The organism is Microbacterium sp. IEGM 1404, from assembly GCF_030056775.1.
Classification (GTDB): domain Bacteria; phylum Actinomycetota; class Actinomycetes; order Actinomycetales; family Microbacteriaceae; genus Microbacterium.
In genome coordinates, this window is record NZ_JASHKP010000002.1 from 871,960 (window position 1) to 889,466 (window position 17,507).

21 protein-coding genes are annotated in these 17,507 nt (G+C 70.3%); 13 read left to right on the forward strand and 8 right to left on the reverse strand.

Features of this window, described 5'->3' with window-relative positions; translation table 11 throughout:
* The first annotated feature begins 28 nt into the window (after nt 1-28).
* Entirely contained in the window at nt 29-460 is a 432-nt protein-coding gene (locus QM517_RS09745) for a hypothetical protein (protein ID WP_283287044.1), read from the forward strand.
* On the opposite strand, the gene QM517_RS09750 is transcribed toward QM517_RS09745, so the two are convergent.
* Complete coding sequence (locus QM517_RS09750; RefSeq protein ID WP_283287045.1) at nt 409-2,901, reverse strand: HAD-IC family P-type ATPase; 2,493 nt, start codon at nt 2,899-2,901, stop codon at nt 409-411. The two genes, QM517_RS09745 and QM517_RS09750, sit on opposite strands and share 52 nt — an antisense overlap.
* Before the next feature lie 42 nt (nt 2,902-2,943).
* Nucleotides 2,944-3,891 (reverse strand): SDR family NAD(P)-dependent oxidoreductase, encoded by a 948-nt coding sequence (locus QM517_RS09755; protein ID WP_283287046.1) that lies wholly within the window; start codon nt 3,889-3,891, stop codon nt 2,944-2,946.
* Between the two features lie 188 nt (nt 3,892-4,079).
* Between QM517_RS09755 and QM517_RS09760 the strand changes: the two genes are divergently transcribed.
* The 4 genes from QM517_RS09760 (at nt 4,080) to QM517_RS09775 (ending at nt 5,907) form a co-directional block, all read left to right on the forward strand.
* The gene (locus QM517_RS09760) at nt 4,080-4,250 is read left to right on the forward strand and encodes a CsbD family protein (protein WP_077051280.1); all 171 of its coding nucleotides are present in this window, start codon (nt 4,080-4,082) and stop codon (nt 4,248-4,250) included.
* A gap of 96 nt (nt 4,251-4,346) precedes the next feature.
* Nucleotides 4,347-5,177, forward strand: a complete 831-nt coding sequence (locus QM517_RS09765; RefSeq protein ID WP_077051279.1) for an HAD-IIA family hydrolase — start codon at nt 4,347-4,349, stop codon at nt 5,175-5,177.
* Nucleotide 5,178: 1 nt separating this feature from the next.
* Nucleotides 5,179-5,754, forward strand: coding sequence for a YdeI/OmpD-associated family protein (locus tag QM517_RS09770; protein ID WP_077051278.1), 576 nt, complete (start codon nt 5,179-5,181; stop codon nt 5,752-5,754).
* A gap of 12 nt (nt 5,755-5,766) precedes the next feature.
* On the forward strand, nt 5,767-5,907 hold the full coding sequence (locus QM517_RS09775) for a hypothetical protein (RefSeq protein ID WP_283287050.1): 141 nt from the start codon (nt 5,767-5,769) through the stop codon (nt 5,905-5,907).
* A gap of 229 nt (nt 5,908-6,136) precedes the next feature.
* Here QM517_RS09775 and pyrE read toward each other — a convergent pair whose 3' ends face one another.
* Nucleotides 6,137-6,715, reverse strand: a complete 579-nt coding sequence (gene pyrE, locus QM517_RS09780; RefSeq protein ID WP_076493192.1) for an orotate phosphoribosyltransferase — start codon at nt 6,713-6,715, stop codon at nt 6,137-6,139.
* Nucleotides 6,716-6,822: 107 nt separating this feature from the next.
* On the opposite strand from pyrE, the gene QM517_RS09785 reads away from it, so the two are divergent.
* The 4 genes from QM517_RS09785 (at nt 6,823) to QM517_RS09800 (ending at nt 9,780) form a co-directional block, all read left to right on the forward strand.
* Nucleotides 6,823-7,668: an exodeoxyribonuclease III gene (locus tag QM517_RS09785; RefSeq protein WP_283287053.1), complete on the forward strand. Its 846-nt coding sequence runs from the start codon at nt 6,823-6,825 to the stop codon at nt 7,666-7,668.
* A gap of 82 nt (nt 7,669-7,750) precedes the next feature.
* The gene (locus QM517_RS09790) at nt 7,751-7,984 is read left to right on the forward strand and encodes a hypothetical protein (protein ID WP_283287055.1); all 234 of its coding nucleotides are present in this window, start codon (nt 7,751-7,753) and stop codon (nt 7,982-7,984) included.
* 132 nt (nt 7,985-8,116) lie between these two features.
* A complete protein-coding gene (locus QM517_RS09795; RefSeq protein ID WP_022878177.1) occupies nt 8,117-8,545 on the forward strand; it encodes a YciI family protein in 429 nt (142 codons plus the stop codon).
* On the forward strand, nt 8,542-9,780 hold the full coding sequence (locus QM517_RS09800; RefSeq protein ID WP_283287058.1) for an RNA polymerase sigma factor: 1,239 nt from the start codon (nt 8,542-8,544) through the stop codon (nt 9,778-9,780). The genes QM517_RS09795 and QM517_RS09800 overlap by 4 nt, the downstream gene beginning before the upstream one ends.
* Nucleotides 9,781-9,909: 129 nt before the next feature.
* Here QM517_RS09800 and QM517_RS09805 read toward each other — a convergent pair whose 3' ends face one another.
* Nucleotides 9,910-10,482, reverse strand: a complete 573-nt coding sequence (locus tag QM517_RS09805) for an NADPH-dependent FMN reductase (RefSeq protein WP_283287059.1) — start codon at nt 10,480-10,482, stop codon at nt 9,910-9,912.
* 144 nt (nt 10,483-10,626) lie between these two features.
* Here QM517_RS09805 and QM517_RS09810 point away from each other — a divergent pair, with 144 nt between their 5' ends.
* Both QM517_RS09810 and QM517_RS09815 read left to right on the forward strand, forming a co-directional pair.
* The gene (locus QM517_RS09810) at nt 10,627-11,898 is read left to right on the forward strand and encodes a sensor histidine kinase (RefSeq protein ID WP_283287060.1); all 1,272 of its coding nucleotides are present in this window, start codon (nt 10,627-10,629) and stop codon (nt 11,896-11,898) included.
* Entirely contained in the window at nt 11,891-12,562 is a 672-nt protein-coding gene (locus QM517_RS09815) for a response regulator (protein WP_283287062.1), read from the forward strand. The genes QM517_RS09810 and QM517_RS09815 overlap by 8 nt, the downstream gene beginning before the upstream one ends.
* 323 nt (nt 12,563-12,885) lie before the next feature.
* Here QM517_RS09815 and QM517_RS09820 read toward each other — a convergent pair whose 3' ends face one another.
* Nucleotides 12,886-13,338 carry a hypothetical protein gene (locus tag QM517_RS09820; protein WP_283287063.1) on the reverse strand — a complete coding sequence of 151 codons (453 nt, stop codon included), beginning with the start codon at nt 13,336-13,338 and terminating at the stop codon, nt 12,886-12,888.
* 244 nt (nt 13,339-13,582) lie between these two features.
* Between QM517_RS09820 and QM517_RS09825 the strand changes: the two genes are divergently transcribed.
* Both QM517_RS09825 and QM517_RS09830 read left to right on the forward strand, forming a co-directional pair.
* Nucleotides 13,583-14,467 carry an ABC transporter ATP-binding protein gene (locus QM517_RS09825; RefSeq protein WP_077051269.1) on the forward strand — a complete coding sequence of 295 codons (885 nt, stop codon included), beginning with the start codon at nt 13,583-13,585 and terminating at the stop codon, nt 14,465-14,467.
* On the forward strand, nt 14,464-15,582 hold the full coding sequence (locus QM517_RS09830; protein ID WP_283287064.1) for an ABC transporter permease: 1,119 nt from the start codon (nt 14,464-14,466) through the stop codon (nt 15,580-15,582). Before QM517_RS09825 ends, QM517_RS09830 begins: the two co-directional genes overlap by 4 nt.
* An 84-nt stretch (nt 15,583-15,666) precedes the next feature.
* Here the strand turns inward: QM517_RS09830 and QM517_RS09835 are convergent, their stop codons facing one another.
* The 3 genes from QM517_RS09835 to QM517_RS09845 are packed head-to-tail and all read right to left on the reverse strand — an operon-like array spanning nt 15,667 to nt 17,493.
* Nucleotides 15,667-16,047 carry a VOC family protein gene (locus QM517_RS09835; RefSeq protein ID WP_077051267.1) on the reverse strand — a complete coding sequence of 127 codons (381 nt, stop codon included), beginning with the start codon at nt 16,045-16,047 and terminating at the stop codon, nt 15,667-15,669.
* Nucleotides 16,048-16,062: 15 nt separating this feature from the next.
* Entirely contained in the window at nt 16,063-16,743 is a 681-nt protein-coding gene (locus QM517_RS09840; protein WP_283287065.1) for a hypothetical protein, read from the reverse strand.
* Nucleotides 16,744-16,782: 39 nt separating this feature from the next.
* The gene (locus QM517_RS09845) at nt 16,783-17,493 is read right to left on the reverse strand and encodes a hypothetical protein (protein ID WP_283287066.1); all 711 of its coding nucleotides are present in this window, start codon (nt 17,491-17,493) and stop codon (nt 16,783-16,785) included.
* Between the last annotated feature and the right edge of the window lie 14 nt (nt 17,494-17,507).

Sequence of the window (17,507 nt, forward strand, 5' to 3'; positions counted from 1 at the left end):
TCCCGGAGCCGCCGAGCGTGAGGCAGCCATGACCAGCACCGTCGAGGTCCGTCGACCCGTCCCCGTCACCGTCGCGGTCGTGCTCGTCTACGTGGGCGGGTTCGCCAACACCGCGCTCGGGGTGCTCGTCCTGCTGTCGCGATATCAGGTGGATGCCGACGACGTGCTGCCGGTGTCGTTGGTGGGCGCCGCGACGATCCTGCTGGGGCTGCTCACCGTGGCCGGCGGATCGTCGCTTGCCCGGGGCAGCCGACTGGCACGCACGCTCCTGACCGCGTATCTGTCGCTGCTGGTCATCCTGCAGGGCCTGGCGCTGGCGCTCACGGAGCTCGATCCCACGATCATCACCGCGCTCCTCGCGGCACTCGCGGTGATCGCGGCGATCTGGATCCCCCCAACGGCGCGACGCTACTTCCGCCGCGCGGCGCCCTCCGCGGGGGAACCCTCGCCGATGCTCTGAGTCGGACGCGCGTCGCGGGGTCCCGCCGGCGGCATCCGGAGCATCCGCCGCACGAAGCGCCGATGCGCGAACCGCACGATCTCGATCGCGCCGACGGCGACGATCACGACCCCGGTGATGAGCCAGGCGCCGTCTTCGCCCGGGTCCTGCAGCTGGAAGAACTGCCCCAGCGGCGGGATCGTGAAGATCGCGGTGAGCGCGATGAACATCGCCCCGATGACGAGCACTTTCACGCGGGTCACGGGGCGGGAGAGCACCGTCAGCACCCAGATCGCCACGATCGCGAGGATGATGGTGGCCCCGGTCCGCAGCTGCTCGACGCTCAGCCCCATCGCCATCGCGGCACGCGTGTAGAGCGTGAGCGCGATCGCGATCACGAGGCCCGCCGGGATCGCGAAGCTCAGCGACCGACGGAGGAAACCGGGGACGTAGCGCTGCGTGTTCGGCAGCAGCGCGAGGAAGAAGGCCGGGATGCCGATGGTCAGGCCGTCGGTGATCGACAGCTGTCGCGGCAGGAACGGGAACTCCATGACGAGGGCGCCGAAGAGCACGGCGAGGCCCGTGGCGTAGACCGTCTTGGTGAGGAAGAGCATCGAGACGCGCTCGATGTTGGCGATCACCTGGCGCCCCTCCGCGACGACCGATGGGAGGTGCGAGAAGCGCCCGTCGAGCAGCACGAGCCGCGCCACCGCCTTGGTCGCCGCGGCCCCCGAGTTCATCGCGATACCGATGTCGGCGGTCTTGATCGCCAACGCGTCGTTGACGCCGTCGCCGGTCATCGCCACGACGTGTCCGCGCGCCTGGAGGGCCGTCACCATGCGCTTCTTCTGGTCGGGGGTGACGCGACCGAACACCGTGTGGTCCTCGAGGATGCGTCCGAGCTCGACGTCGTCGTCGGGGAGGCTGCGCGCGTCGTAGCCCTCGTCGACCTCGAGGCCGACCTCGCGGGCGATCGCCGCGACCGTGCGCGGGTTGTCGCCCGAGATCACCCGGACGCCCACGCCCTGCGCGCGGAAGTAGGCGAGCGCCTCGGCGGCGTCGGGGCGCACCGCCTCGACGAAGGTCAGGACGGCGACGGGGACGGCGCCGCCGGGGAACCGTTCCGCGGCGACATCGGCGTCGCCGAGCGGGTCGGCGGTGTGGGCGAGCACGAGCGTGCGGCGGCCGGACGAGGCCAGTCGCGTCACCGCCGCACCCAGTTCGCTCGTCACGTCGGCCGCGGTATCACCGAAGACCATCTCGGGCGCCCCGAGCACCCAGGTTCCGGGCGCGGAGCCCTCGAACGACACGGCGCTCCATTTGCGCGCCGACGAGAACGGGATCCGGTGCGCCACCGCCAGCGGCGCCGTGACAGGGAAGGGGTCGCGCAGGCACTGGGCGGTGGCGTTGGCGTCGTCGGCCGCTCCGTACCAGGCGAGCACGTCGCGCCAGCCGTCGGCCGGCTGCATCTCGAGAGCCGCGTCGAAGCGGATCTCCCCCGCGGTGAGCGTGCCCGTCTTGTCGAGGCAGATGACGTCGACGCGAGCGAGCCCCTCGACCGCGGGCAGCTCGTTGACCAGCACCTTCTTGCCCGCGAGCCGGGCGGCTCCGACGGCGAAGGCGATCGAGGTCATGAGCACGAGGCCGAGCGGGATCATCGCGGTCAGCGCCGCGATCGTGTTGACGACGGCCTGCGACCACGTGCCCTGCCGCCACGCCTCGACCCAGCCGCCCGCCACCATCATCTGCGCGTTCAGCACCAGGAGGCCGATCGGCCCGACCCCCCACCCGACCCACCGGAGCACGCGGTCGATCGAGGTGCGCAGCTCGCTCGAGACGAGCTGGAAGCGCTTGGCCTCGGCCGCGAACGCGTTGGCGTACGACTCGGCGCCGACGCGCGTGACGCGGGCCGTCCCCTCGCCGGCGACGACGATCGACCCCGACAACGCCTCGTCGCCCGGCCTCTTGTCGACGGCATCCGATTCGCCCGTCAGCATCGACTCGTCGATCTGCAGCGCACGCGACGCGGCGACGACGGCGTCGGCGGGCACCTGATCGCCCGCGCGCAGCACGAGCAGATCGTCGCGGACCACCTCGGCCGGGGCGATCTCGGCGTCGACACCGTCGCGGCGCACACGCGCACGCGGCGCGTTGAGCAGCGCGAGCCGGTCGAGCGCGGCTTTCGCCCGGAACTCCTGCACGCATCCGATGACGGCGTTGGAGAGCGCCGCGACGCCGAACAGCGCGTCCTGCCACCGGCCGAGCAGGAGGAGCACGAGGAAGCATGCGCCCACGATCCCGTTGAACAGCGTGAAGACGTTGGCCCGGACGATGTTCCACGCCGACCGGCTGCTGTCGGCGACGAAGGCGTTCGTCTGCCCGGCGGCGACCCGCTCGGCGACCTCGGCCTCGGTCAGCCCGCGATCGTCGGCCACGGTCTCGATGGCGGTGGGGGGCTCCATGCGATCACTGTAGGCGCACGCCGCGACATCGCGGCGGAGGATTCAGGATGCCGTGCGGCGCACCCGCTCGAACGGCCACCGGACGTGCGTCGCGGTCTCGCACGCGCGCCACAGGTCGGCGCTGAGGCCGCCGTCGCGCGTGAGACGGGCGGGAGTCGCCCGGCGCGGCGTGCCGCGGACGATCCGTGCGGGGCCGTACATCGCGCCGCCCTCAGCGAGCGGATCGATCAGCGCGCGCACGAGGGCCCAGGCCCCTTCGTCCTTCGACTGGGTGATCGGGGCCTGCAGGTTGTCGACGAAGCGCGTCAGCCGCGTGGGTTCGTTCACGCCCCGGATGCCACGGGTCCGGCCGCTCGTGGAGTATCCGGGGTGGGCGACGAGGCTGTCGACCGGCACGCTGTGCGCTTTCAGCCGTCGGTCCGCCTCGAGCGCGAGCATCGTGGTCGCGGCCTTGGACTGCACGTAGGCGCGCCACGGCGAGTACCCCTCGACGAGCTCGGGGTCGGTGGGGACGTGCTTCCAGAGCGAGGTCGACATGCTGCCCACCCAGACCATCCGACCGCGCGCCGTCGCGAGAGGAGTCAGGAGCTCGCCGGCGAGGGCGAAGTGTCCGAGCACGTTCGTGGCGAAGACCTTCTCGTGGCCGCCCGCCAGTTCGCGCGTTTTGGGAGGGTGCACGATCCCTGCGTTCATCAGCAGGCCGTGCAGCCGTCCGCGCGCGCGGACCGTCGCCGCGGCGGCGCGCACCGAGCCCAGGTTGCTGGTGTCGAGGAGGAGCGTCTCGATCGAGGCATCCGGATGCGTCCGCCGGACGGCCTCCTTCGCCAGGACGAGGCGATTGGGGTTGCGGCCGGTGAGCAGGACGTGCGCGCCCGCGCCCGCCAGCTGCTCGCACGCGAAATAGCCGAGCCCGCGGGTCGCGCCGGTGACGAGGTACGCGCGCCCCGAGAGGTCGGGAAGGTTCCGGGGGTCCCACTCGTCGCGCGCCACCCTTCGACCCTAACGAGATCGCTCGGCCCCGTCACCGGTGCATTCCGGATCGGGAATACCGATCTCGTGAACTTTTTCGCTCCCCCGCGTGACGAATCGCGCTGTCGCTGCGTCTGAGTAGTGAGCGCACCGGCTCCGCCGCCGCCAGCACCCGGCGCGACGTCTTCATTCAAGGGAAGGAACCCCTCATGGGTCTCGACGACAAGATCAAGAACGCCGCCCAGGACATCGTGGGCAAGGCGAAGGAAGCCATCGGCAACGCCACCGACAACGACAAGCTCGCCGCTGAGGGCAAGGCCGACCAGGTCAAGGCCGACGCGAAGAAGGCCGGCGAGAACGTCAAGGACTCGTTCAAGTAATCCGCGACGCTCGCACGGGCCGTCAGCCTCCGGGCGGGCGGCCCGTGCGTCGTTTTGCCCGGTGGCCGTGTCCGACCCCGGGGATAGGCTGAACCCATGCGAACCCGTGGCGACGTGGAGTGCTGGCTCACCGACATGGACGGCGTGCTCGTCCATGAGAACACCCCCGTCCCCGGCGCCTCCGAACTGCTCGCGCAGTGGCGGGCCGAGGGCACCCCGTTCCTCGTTCTGACGAACAACTCGATCTTCACGCCCCGCGACCTCAGCGCCCGGCTGCGGTCGTCGGGGCTCGTGGTGCCCGAGTCCTCGATTTGGACCTCCGCGCTCGCGACCGCCGATTTCCTGCGATCGCAGATGCCGGGCGGCTCCGCCTTCGTCATCGGCGAGGCCGGGCTCACGACCGCTCTGCACGAGGCCGGTTTCATCATGACCGAGACCCACCCCGACTACGTCGTGGTGGGCGAGACGCGCAACTACTCCTTCGAGGCGATCACGAAGGCCATCCGCTTCATCCGCGACGGTGCCCGTTTCATCGCCACGAACCCGGATGCCACGGGCCCCTCGACCGAGGGCGTGCTGCCCGCGACGGGCGCGATCGCCGCCCTCATCACGAAGGCCACGGGCAAGGAGCCCTATATCGTCGGCAAGCCCAACCCGATGATGTTCCGCTCCGCCCTCAACCGGATCGGCGCGCACTCCGAGAACACCGGCATGATCGGCGACCGCATGGACACCGACATCGTGGCCGGCATCGAGGCCGGCCTCCACACCGTTCTGGTGATGACGGGCATCAGCGATCAGAACGAGATCGAGAAGTACCCGTTCCGGCCCGACGAGATCCTGGCATCCGTCGCCGATCTCGTCCGCGACGAGCCGGTCGAGACCGACCTCGCCGACGGCGAAGAGGGCCTGGCCGAAGGCCTGTGACGTGGGCGCGCTCGACGACGGGGTGAAGGTCGCGGCGGTCGACGCCGCCGAGTGGGGCCGCTGGCTCGACGAGAACCACACCGTGTTGAAGGGCGCGTGGCTGCTGCGCGGTCGGGGCGAACACACCGGTCGCTACGTCGAATACGAAGAGGCGATCTGCGAGGCGCTGTGCTTCGGCTGGATCGACGGCCCGGTGCGCGTGTTCGACGAGGTCAGCTCGGGCCTGTGGTTCGCGCCGCGTCGGGCGACCAGCGGCTGGGCGGCGACGAACAAGGCGCGCATCGCCCGCCTCGAGGCCGAGGGGCGCCTCCGGCCGGCCGGCATCCGCGCGCTCGAGGTCGCCCGAGCCAACGGTGCGTGGGAGATCCTCGACGGGCCCGAGGCGGGAATCGAACCGCCCGAGCTCACCGCCGCCCTCGACGCGGTGCCCGCCGCCCGCGCCAACTGGGACGCGTTCCCGCCGTCGGTCCGCAAGTTCGGGCTCACGCAGATCGCGATGGCCGTCCGGCCGCAGACCCGCGAGGCGCGGGTCGCGAAGATCGTGGCCGACGCCGCCGCGGGCAAGCGCCCCGTCTGATCAGGAGACCCCATGGACGACCGCACACTCTGGCTCCTCACCGCGTTCCTGATCACGGCGGGCACGCTCGTCGCCTTCATCGTGCAGTGGCGCCGGTCACGGAAGGGCGACCGCCGCGACCCGTTCGACGGTCCGGGCGACGGCGGGCAATGATTCGTCGACCGAGGTTCGCGGCATCCGGGCCTGAAGGCTGCAGCTGACACGCGCCGCCCGGTGGGTGGCATCCGGTCCGTGTCGCGCAGCGCGGTGACGGTTCGCACGCGCGACGCAGCGGCATCCGGTCCGTGTCGTGGAAACAGGCGATGTCTCCGGAGCAGGGCGATCCGCGCCGAAACGGCCTGTTTCCGGCGCGGCGCCTGTTCTCGGAACGGCCGCGAGCGGATTACTGCGGCTGCAGGCCCAGGTCGTCGAGGTCGATGGATGCCAGCCACTGCAGGCCCTCGGCCTCGATCGCGGCCTGCGCGCCGGTCTTGCGGTCGACGATCACCGCGACGGCGACGACCTCGGCGCCCTCGCGGCGCAGCGCCTCGACGGCCTTGAGCGCGGACTGACCGGTGGTCGAGGTGTCTTCGACGACGACGACGCGCTTACCCTTGACGTCGGCTCCCTCAATCTGGCGCCCGCGGCCGTGGTCCTTGGGCTCCTTGCGCACGACGAAGGCGTCGAGCGGGTGGCCCGCGTGCACCGACTCGTGCATCACAGCGTTGGCGATTGGGTCGGCGCCGAGCGTGAGCCCACCGACGGCCACGACACCGTCGAGGTCCTTCACGAGGTCGAGCACGAGACGGCCGATCGCGGGGGCCGCACGGTGGTCGAGCGTGAGCTTGCGCATGTCGACGTAGTACGTCGCCTTCTTGCCGCTTGAGAGCGTGAAGTCGCCGTGGAACACCGCCTCGGCGTTGATGAGGCCGATGAGGGCCTGGCGGTCGGCTTCGAGCTCGGGAGTGGAGGCGGCAGTCACGGCGTCGAGTTTATGTGCTCATGTGGATCACGTCGGTCGTGATCAGAGAAGATCAGCCTCCGCTGCCGCGCCCGGCGATGTCCCTGCCCGAAAGTAGGCTGGATGCCATGCGCCTGGCCACCTGGAACGTCAACTCCGTCCGCGCCCGCGTCGCCCGTACCGTCGAGTTCGCCGTGCGCGAGCACATCGACGTTCTGGCGATGCAGGAGATCAAGTGCAAGACGGAGCAGTTCCCGTACGCGGCGTTCGAAGAGGCCGGGTATCACGTCGTCGCACACGGGCTGAACCAGTGGAACGGCGTCGCGATCGCGAGCCGTGAGCCGATCGAAGACGTCCAGATCGGCTTTCCCGGCATGCCCGGGTTCGAGAAGGGCAAGGAAGGACCTGACCTCCCGAAGGAGGCGCGCGCGATCGGCGCGACGATCGACGGCGTGCAGGTGTGGAGCCTGTACGTCCCGAACGGCCGCGGGCTCGACGACCCGCACTACCACTACAAGCTCGACTGGCTCGAGGCGCTCCGCCGCCACACCGAAGACACCCTGGCCGCGAACCCCGGGCTGCCCCTGGCCCTGACCGGCGACTTCAACATCGCCCCGACGGATGCCGACAACGGCGACCCCACGGTGATCGAGGGCGTGACCACGCACGTGTCGCCGCCCGAGCGCGCCGCGTTCGCCGCGTTCGAGTCCGCGGGGCTCACCGACGTCGTGCGTCCGCTCATCCCCACCGGTTACACCTACTGGGACTACAAGCAGCTGCGCTTCCCCCGCAACGAGGGGCTGCGCATCGACTTCATCCTCGGCTCGACGGCGTTCGCCGACGCCGTACAGGGCGCCGAGATCCACCGCAACGAGCGCAAGGGCGAGGCGCCCAGCGACCATGTGCCCGTCGTCGCCGACCTCGACTTCTCCCACGGCGAGGACGACGACGACCTCCCGATGATCTTCGGCTGACGGCATCCTTCTTCTCCGTCGGGTGGGGGAGGCGCGGGCGCCGGGGCTGCTCGTAGGCTCCGATCAGCGAAGGAGGAGCTCCATGGCATCCACGAAGGATCCGCAGGGATCGACTGCCGTCTGGTATTTCGTCGCGGCGGTGTTCGTTCTGGTCCTCCCGAACCTGCTCTTCCCCGATGTGAACCTCGTGCTGCGAATCGTGATCCTCGGCGCCGGCGTCGCCCTCATGGCCGCGGGCTTCGTGCACCTTCGCCGAGAGACATCGGCCAAGAACGGGCCCGCCGAAGATGATGGCTCGAGCCGGGACGACACCTGATCCGCTCCGCCTGACGGCATCCGGGAACTTTTCTCCGACGCTCTGTCGATTCCGCGCGTCGCCGTTCGACGCGATAGTAGGGGCAGGCATCCGCTCCCCCGGAACGAACGACAGCAGGGAAGAGAAGAGACCATGACGAAGTACATGCTGATCATGCGCGGCACCGACGAGGCGTACGCGGCGTACAAGCAGATCCCGTTCGAGCAGATCATCAACGACATGGGCGCATACAACGAGTCGATGATCACCGCGGGCGTGCTCGTCGCCGGCGACGGCCTCGCCGAAGACATGAGCCAGAACTTCGTCGTCGAGTTCGGCGGCGAGGAGCCGGTGGTCACCGACGGCCCGTACGGCGAGACGCACGAGCTGTTCAACGGCTTCTGGATCATCGAGGTGTCGTCGCGCGACGAGGCGATCGAATGGGCGCGGCGCGCGCCGCTCATCGCCGGCAACAAGCTCGAGGTGCGCCGGGTGACCGACGAGACCGACTTCGCGGCGTTCGCCGACAACGAGTACATCCAGAAGGAGGAGGGCTGGCGCGAGGAGCTCTCCGGGCGGTGACCCCCGACCCCGACCTCTCGCGCCGCGTCGCGGCGATCTGGCGCATCGAGGGCGCCCGGATCGTCGCGGCGCTGGCCCGCGTGGTCGGCGACCTCGGCACCGCGGAAGACCTCGCGCAGGACGCGCTGGTCGAAGCCGTCGAACAGTGGGCCCGCGACGGCGTCCCACGGAACCCCGGGGCGTGGCTGACGGCGGTGGCGAAGCGTCGCGCGATCGACGGCTGGCGGCGCGAGCAGCGCCTCGGCGAGAAGTACCGCCTCCTCGCCGCCGACCTCGACGAGGTGGCCGACGACGTCTGGGAACCCATCGACGACGACGTCCTGCGGCTCGTCTTCGCCGCCTGTCATCCCGTGCTCTCGCGTGAGGCGCAGGTGGCTCTGACGCTGAAGGTCGTCGGAGGCCTCGACACCGAGGCGATCGCGCGGCTCTTCCTCGTCCCGGTGCCGACGATGCAGCAGCGGATCGTCCGTGCGAAGAAGGCGCTGAGCGCGGCGCGCGTCCCCTTCGCCGTCCCCGAGCCGGCCGAGTGGCCCGCGCGGCGCACGGCGGTGCTCACCGTCGTGTACCTCGTCTTCACCGAGGGCTACGTCGCGAGCACGGGCGATGCGGTCCTCCGCACCGAGCTGGCGCACGAGGCCCTGCGCCTTGGCCGGGTCCTCGACCGGCTGATGCCCCGCGAGCCCGAGGTGCTGGGACTCTCCGCACTGATGGAGTTCCAGGCATCCCGCTTCGCCGCCCGCGTCGACGGGAACGGGGATGCCGTGCTGCTGGCCGACCAGGACCGTCGCCGCTGGGACCACTCGGCGATCGCCCGCGGCCGCGCGCTCCTCGACCGGGCCGACGCCCTCGGCAAGGGCCGCGGCCCGTACCAGCTGCAGGCCGCGATCGCGCTGTGTCACGCCGAGGCCGCGAGCGTCGACGCCACCGACTGGGACCGCATCGTCCTCCTGTACGAGATGCTCGGCCGGATCACCGCGAACCCGGTCGTCGAGCTCAATCGCGCGGTCGCCGTGTCGATGGCATCCGGTCCGGAAGAGGGGCTCGCGGTCATCGACGGGATGGATGCCACGCCCCTGCGCGGCTCGCACCTCCTGCCCTCGGTGCGCGGCGAACTGCTCGCGCGCCTGGGCCGCACCGAAGATGCCCGCACGCAGCTGCTCGAGGCCGCGGGCCTCACCCGCAACGAGCGCGAGGCGGCGCTGCTGCGCCGGAAGGCCGAGGCGCTGGGTCGCTGAGGCAGCGCGGGGCGCGGCGCGCGGGTGGCTCCCGCGCGGGTGTCACGGGTTTGGGGCGCGTTCTGTGCGTTGGGGCGTGAATTGCACGCCCCGAAGCACGAAACGCGCCCCGAACCGAGAAGCGGTGCGTCAGGCCGCCGGAACCACCGCGGGAGCGGTGCGCTCGGCGAGCGTCACGAGCGCCTCGATGATCGAGCGGAGGAACGCCGCGGTGCCCTCGTCGTTGACGGTGCCGTCCTCGTCGAACAGGCCGGGCGTCGACTGGATGTACCCCTCGGGCTGTCCGAGCACGAGAGCGTTGTAGTGCAGGAGGACCGAGCGCAGGTGCTGCTGACCGGCAGCGGTCGCGATGCCGCCCTGCGAGGTGCCGATGACCGCGGTGGGCTTGTCGTTGAACGACGCCTCACCGTAGGGACGCGCCGACCAGTCCAGCGCGTTCTTGAGCACGCCCGGGATCGACCGGCTGTACTCGGGGGTCACGATGAAGACCGCGTCGGCATCCTCGATCGCGTTCTTGAAGTCCGTTGCGACCTGCGGGAAGTTCCCGTCGTAGTCGGGCGAGTAGAACGGGAGGTCCTTGATCGGGATCTCCTTCAGCGTCACGCCCTCGGGTGCCACCTTCTCGAGCGCCTTCGCGAGGCGACGGTTGATCGACGTGCTGGAGATGCTTCCGACGATGTAGCCGATGGTGTGGTCGGTCACGATGATCCTTCCTGTGTCGTGGGGACGCCGAGACGTCCGAATACATTCACGTGCAAGCTTTGCGTTCCGCGGACTATTCCCCGTCGGGGTTGACTCCGTCGGACGGGGGATGCCGAACGTCGGGGGTCCCCCTACCGTGGAAGGATGCCGAACCTCACGCGCGCGCAGTGGCGGAGCGACATCGTGCTCGCCGCGGTGCTGTTCGTCGGCGGACTGCTCAGCGCCGTGCTCTCCGCGGTCGCGGGGATCTACGGCGACCAGCAGGCCGAATTCATCCTCGCGGTCGTGTACGTCACGGTGCTGGCCGTGCCCCTGGCGTTCCGGCGCCGGTGGCCGTCCATCGTGGCCGTGATCGTGTCGGTGGCGTACTTCTTGGCCGTGACGCTCCGGGTCCCCGAGGTCTACGCGGGCAACATCGCCATGTTCATCGCCATCTACACGGTCGGGGCGTGGTCCACGAACCGGCGCCGGGCCACGATCGTGCGGGTGGCGATCATCCTCGGCATGTTCGCGTGGCTGTTCGTCGTGATGTTCCAGGATGCGACGATGCCGGTCGATCAGGTGCCGGAAGGCTTCCCCTCCCGCACGGGCGCGTTCTCTCCCTTCGTCGCCTCGCAGCTGCTCGGCCTGGGTTTGAACGCCCTGTTCTTCGGCGGGGCGTACTTCTTCGGCGAGCGTTCGCACCAGCAGCGGCTGCAGCGCATCGCGCTGGAGGAGCGCACCGCCGAACTCGAGGCCGAGCGCGAGATCACCGCGTCGCAGGCGGTCGCGCTCGACCGGGTGCGCATCGCCCGCGAGCTGCACGATGTCGTCGCCCACCACGTCTCACTGATGGGCGTCCAGGCCGGAGTCGCCCGGTCGGTGATGGACCGCGACCCGGCGAAGTCCCGCGAGGTGCTGAGCGGGATCGAGGAGTCCGCGCGCACCTCCCTGCGCGAGCTCCGGCAGCTGCTCGAGACCCTTCGAACCCCGGATGCCGCCGGCGGCGACCCACCCGGCACCGATACCGCCCCGACGACTCACGGTCTGGCATCCATCCCGGCCCTCGTTGACGAGGCATCCGCTGCGGGGCTTCCGACGACGTTCGCCGTGATCGGCGAGCCGGCGATCGAGCCACCGCCGCTGGTCCAGGTGAACCTGTTCCGGATCGCGCAGGAGGCGCTGACGAACGCCCGCCGGCACGCGGGACCGGATGCCACGGCCGATGTGCGCGTGCGGTTCGACGACACGTCGGTCGAGCTCGAGGTGACCAACACCGGCCGGCGCGGGACATCGACCCCGGGGCTCGGGCAGCTCGGAATGCGGGAGCGCGCCGCGGTGTCCGGCGGCACCATCGAGATGGGTCCGCGTTCCCGCGGCGGGTATCTCGTGCGGGTTCGAGTTCCGCTGGTCGAGGTCGAGGTGGCGCATGCCTGACCTGCGTGTACTGCTCGTCGACGACCACGCCATGATGCGGGCGGGATTCCGCACGATCCTGTCGCTCGAGGACGACATCGAGGTGGTCGGGGAAGCGGGCACGGGCGTCGAGGCGATCGCTGCGGCAGCGGCGCTCCGACCTGACGTGATCTGCATGGACGTCCAGATGCCCGACATGGACGGGCTCGAGGCGACGCGGCGCATCGTCGCCGATCCCGAATCGGACGCGGCGGTGCTCATCGTCACGACGTTCGACCGCGACGACTACCTCTTCGATGCGCTCGGGGCGGGGGCGAGTGGGTTCCTCTTGAAGAACGCGGGGCCCGAAGAGCTCGTGGGCGCGGTGCGGGTGGTCGGCGCGGGCGATGCGCTCCTCGCGCCGGAGGTGACGCGCCGCGTCATCTCACGGTTCGCCGGGCACGGGGGCGATGTCGCAGCGCCGTCGCCCGCGGTGGAGCCCCTCGTCCTCGCGGAACCCCTCACGGACCGTGAGGCCGAGGTGCTGAGGCTCGTCGCCGAAGCCCTGAGCAACGCCGAGATCGCCGCGCGCCTGTTCATCGGCGAGGCCACGGTCAAGACGCACGTGTCGAACGTGCTGCAGAAGCTCGGCGCCCGCGACCGCGTCCAGGCCGTCGTGCTCGCGCATCGGCACGGCCTGACCTAGGGGATGGCTCGGGGCGCTCGGTCCCCGAGCCACAGCCTGAACCCGTCGGTCTGTGGGGTAGACGATCTCGCCCGCTTGATCGAACAGTACGTTGACATACGTGGCTCCCGGCACCTCCGACGCGCCGTAGATGTACAGCGCGAGGACGTTAGGTGCCTCGCCCGCGTACTCCAAGGCCAGCGAGACCCACTTCGAGACCAGATCCGTCAACACGCCCTGCTCGCTCACCCGCAAGCCCCCGCTCCGCGAAAACTCGAATCCACTCCCGAGGCGCAGCCGCGAAGCCCCGGGGGCCTCAGCATGCCACCCGGGCCGATCTCTTGTCAGAGTTTCGGGGCGCGGTCCCCGAGCCACAGGGTGAAGCCGTCCACTGAGGGAGCCTTGCCCGTACCGCGATAAATGATCTCGCGCGAGAGCTGAACGTCCAGCTTTCGTGTCCCGATCTCGAAATACACGCGGTACTCCGTAGGCGGCGGAACACCAGTCTCCTCGAAGCTGTGTCGCGCTTCTGCTAGATCTTCGAATAGCAGTTTGATCAAGTGAGCAGACAGATTCGTCGCCTGAGAGCCACCTCCACGCGCCCGCGCAGGATATTGAATCTCACCATCCTTATCGAATGCGATACCCACGTACGTCGAGCCCGGCACCTCGTTGGCCGCGTAGATGTAGATGGCCCGGACACCCTCCGTGCCGCTGATGTACTCGAGGCCCAAAGAGATCCATTTCGAGATCAAGTCACGGAGAATCTCCTGTTCGACCTCGGCGGATGCCGCCATGGAAAATCTCCCTACTGACTCAGGACACGGTTGACGTTTTCACACTCAGTCTGGCTCGACCACCACAGGTAGCACAGCCCCCCTCGGCATCGTCGGCATTGCCCTCGACCGAGACAGCGGCGGTCGGGGTCAGTACGTCCAGGCCCTCCCCCGCGCGGCGGAGTCCCCGAACCCTCCCCCGGACGGATGCCGCGCCCCCACCCGTGTCCGTAGCGTGGATGCCATCACCAGAAAGGGGTGGAGCGTGCTCGAACTGAACGGCATCACCAAGAGCTACGGCGGACGCCGCGTGCTCGACGACGTGACCTTCACCGTGGCCCCGGGACGACTGACGGGATTCGTCGGCGGCAACGGCGCGGGAAAGACCACGACCATGCGGATCGCGCTCGGCGTGCTCGGGAAGGATGCCGGCACGGTCTCGCTCGACGGCGCCGAGCTGACCGCCGCCGACCGGCGTCGCTTCGGGTACATGCCCGAAGAACGCGGGCTGTACCCGAAGATGAAGGTCGTCGAGCACATCGCCTACCTCGCCCGGCTGCACGGCTTCGGCAAGGCCGAGGCCACCGCGAAGGCGACGGCGCTGCTCGAGCGCCTCGGTCTCGGCGAGCGCCTGAACGATCTCGTCGAGACGCTCTCGCTCGGCAACCAGCAGCGCGCGCAGATCGCCGCGTCGCTCGTGCACGAGCCCGACGTCCTCATCCTCGACGAACCGTTCTCCGGTCTCGACCCGCTCGCGGTCGACGTCGTCGCGGGCGTCCTCCAGGAGAAGGCCGCCACCGGCGCGGCGGTGCTGTTCTCGTCGCACCAGCTCGACGTGGTCGAGCGACTCTGCGACGACCTCGTGATCATCGCCGGCGGGACGATCCGCGCGGCCGGCAGTCGCGACGCGCTCCGCGCCGAGCATGCGACGCACCGCTACGAGCTCCTCTCCGGCGGCGACGCGGGGTGGCTCCGCGACCAGCCCGGCATCACGGTGCTCGACTTCGACGGTGGGTACGCCGTCTTCGACGCGGCCGACGACGCCGCGGCCCAATCCGTTCTGCGCGCGGCGGTCGCCCGCGGCGACGTCGCGAGCTTCGCGCCGCAGCGCCCGACCCTCGCCGACATCTTCAAGGAGGTCATCCAGTGAGCACCGCGACGACGCGACGGGCCTCGGGCCCGAGCGAACTGCAGAGCATCTGGCTGGTGGCCGAGCGCGAGATCGGCTCGAAGCTGCGCAGCAAGGTCTTCGTCATCTCGACGGCGATCCTCGTGCTCGCCGCCCTCGCGTCGGTCCTGTGGGGCGGTTTCGCCGCCCGTGACGCCGGGGGCAGCGGCATCCCGGTCGCCGTCACGAGCCAGACGCAGTCGGCGCTGTCGGGGGTCGAGGGCGTGGACGCGACCGTCGCCGATTCCGACGCGACCGCCCGCGCGCTGGTCGAGGACGGGACGGTGGATGCCGCCCTGGTGTCGGGATCGTCGAACCCCGCGTTCGACTACACCGTCGTGGTGAAGGACTCGGTCCCGCCCGCGCTCCTGCAGATGCTGAGCGAGACCCCGGAGGTCGAGACCATCGAGCCCGGCGCCGGGGCGGCCGATGCGCTCCGCTACTTCATCGCCCTGGGCTTCGGCATCGTGTTCCTGATCGCCGCGAGCACGTTCGGCGGAACCATCGCCCAGAGCGTCGTGGAGGAGAAGCAGACGCGCGTCGTCGAGATCCTCATCTCCGCCATCCCGGTGCGGGCGCTGCTGGCCGGCAAGGTGCTGGGCAACACGATCCTCGCGATGGCGCAGATCGTCCTCCTCGCCGCCGTGGCGGTGATCGGGCTCGCCGTGACCGACCAGGTGGGCGTGCTCGGGGCGCTCGGCGCACCGATCGCCTGGTTCGCGATCTTCTTCCTGTTCGGATTCGAGCTGCTGGCGTCGCTCTTCGCCGCTGCCGCGGCGATGGTGTCGCGCCAGGAGGACATCGGCGCGACGACCACGCCCATCACGATGCTGGTGATGGCGCCGTACTTCCTCGTGATCTTCTTCAACGACAACCCCGTCGTGCTGACGATCATGTCGTACGTGCCGTTCTCGGCACCGGTCGGGATGCCGCTGCGCCTCTACCTCGGTGACGCCCAGTGGTGGGAGCCGGTGCTGTCGCTCGTGATCCTCATGGCATCCTGCGTCGCTGCCATCGCGATCGCCGCCCGGATCTACCAGAACTCCCTGCTGCGCATGGGGGCCCGCGTCAAGCTGGCAGAAGCGCTGCGGGGCTGACCGGCTCGGGCCCGGTCACCGGCGGGATGGATGCCACGGCTTCTGGCATCCATCCCGCTTCTCGCGTCCGGCCGCGGGACGCCGTCACTCGTCCAGGACGGCCAGGACGTTGCCGGCGGGATCGCGGAACCACGCGATCAACGGACCGCCCTCGCGCATGATGCCGCGGGAGTCGGTGGGGAAGTCCGCGTCGTCGTAGATCTTCGTCTCGACACCGCGTGAGCGGAGGTCGTCGACGGCGGCCTCGACGTCGGAGACGGGGAAGTTCAGCACCGTGAACGTCGCCGGCACGTGGTGCGGTTTGCCGTAGACGAGCACGCTCCCCCCGGATGCCAGATGGAGGCGGAGGAACCCGGACCCTTCGAGCACCTCCACGCGGATGCCGAGCGTGTCGGCGTAGAAGCGGTGGGCGGCGTCGAGGTCGTCGACGGCGAACCCGGAGAACGCCCCGTCGGAGTGGAACATGGTCGTGCCCTTTCCCTAGTTCGGCCTCACGTAGGCCGTGACGCTCTCGGACAGTCGGATCGGCGTGCCCGCGACGGTGTCGTCGGCCGGGTCGCCGATGGCGACGGACAGGTTCTCGTCCACCCCGAAGACCGCCGCGCCGGGCTCCCCACCGCTCGCGCACCCCGCCGACCACGGCCGGTTGTCGGTGGAGGTGAAGACCGCGATGCACCGGCCGTCACCGTCGTCGGGGACGGCGAGGTAGATGCGGAAGTCGCGGATCGTGGCGATGTAGCGGATGCTGGCCGGGTCGATGCCGCTGTCCGACAGGATGTCGGCGGAGATCACATCCTCGGAGGTCTGGACGAAGGCCAGTTCGGGGAGGAGTGGCGCCAACGTGTCGGCCGGGGTGGGAACGTGGGCCAGCGCGAAGCCGATCGCGCCCCCGAGTCCGAGGAGCGCCACGGCGCCGAGGGCCGTGAGCACACGTCGGGCGACGGGACGGGTGGGGGCGCGGGGAACGGCGGGTTGGTCCGGGGGCTGCGCGTCGTCGGCGGGCGCCTCGGTGTCGGGGTCGGGCACGGTCGGAGCGGCACCGGCACGCGCGCGATCCTCGAGGGCGGCGAGCCGCGCGATCTCGGCCTCGGTGGGCGCACTCCCGCGTCCGCCGTACACGCGCTCGCGCAGGTGGACCAGCTCGACGTCGACGTCGCCCATGCCACGACTCTAGGCGTGTCGCACGGGCTCGCCGCCGCCTCACTCGACGACGTACGCCGTGACCGACTCCGACAGCCGCACGGGGGCGCCGCGGATCGACATGCGGGACGTGTCGCCGAGGCCGATGCTCAGGTGCTGGTCGATGCCGAAGACGGCGCCGTCATCGAAGGGTCCTCCGGTCGTGCATCCCGCCGACCACGGCTGGTCGTTCACCGCGATGAGCGTCACGACGCACACCCCCTCGCCGCGCTCGGCCTGAGCGAGGAACACCCGGAACCCGCGCATGACGGCGATGTACCGGGTCGTGGCGGGATCGATTCCGCTGTCGTCGATGATGCTCGCCGAGATGACGTCGTCCTCGGTCTGCGGGAACGCCAGCTCGGGATACCGCGTCGACGGCGTCGGCGAGGGCGTGGCGGACGCGCCGACGAAGGCGGGCGAGGCCACGCCCGCGGCGTATCCCGCCCCCAGCAGCACTCCCGCCGCCGTGACCGCGGCGATGACCGCGAGGGCTCGGTGGCGGGGAGGCGCGGCATCCACGGGGGTGTGCTCGACGGTGTCGGCCGGCGCGGTGACGGCCGGCGCGGTGACGGCCGGTGCGCGCTCGGGCGCGGGCGTCGGCGCGCGCCGCGCGCGGGCATCCTCCTCGAGGGCGGCGAGGCGCGCGATCTCCACCGGTGTCGCCGGAGTCGCGGTGGCGCCGTATACGCGCTCGCGCAGATGGTTCAGCTCGACGTCATCGTCGCTCATGCCCCGACTCTAGA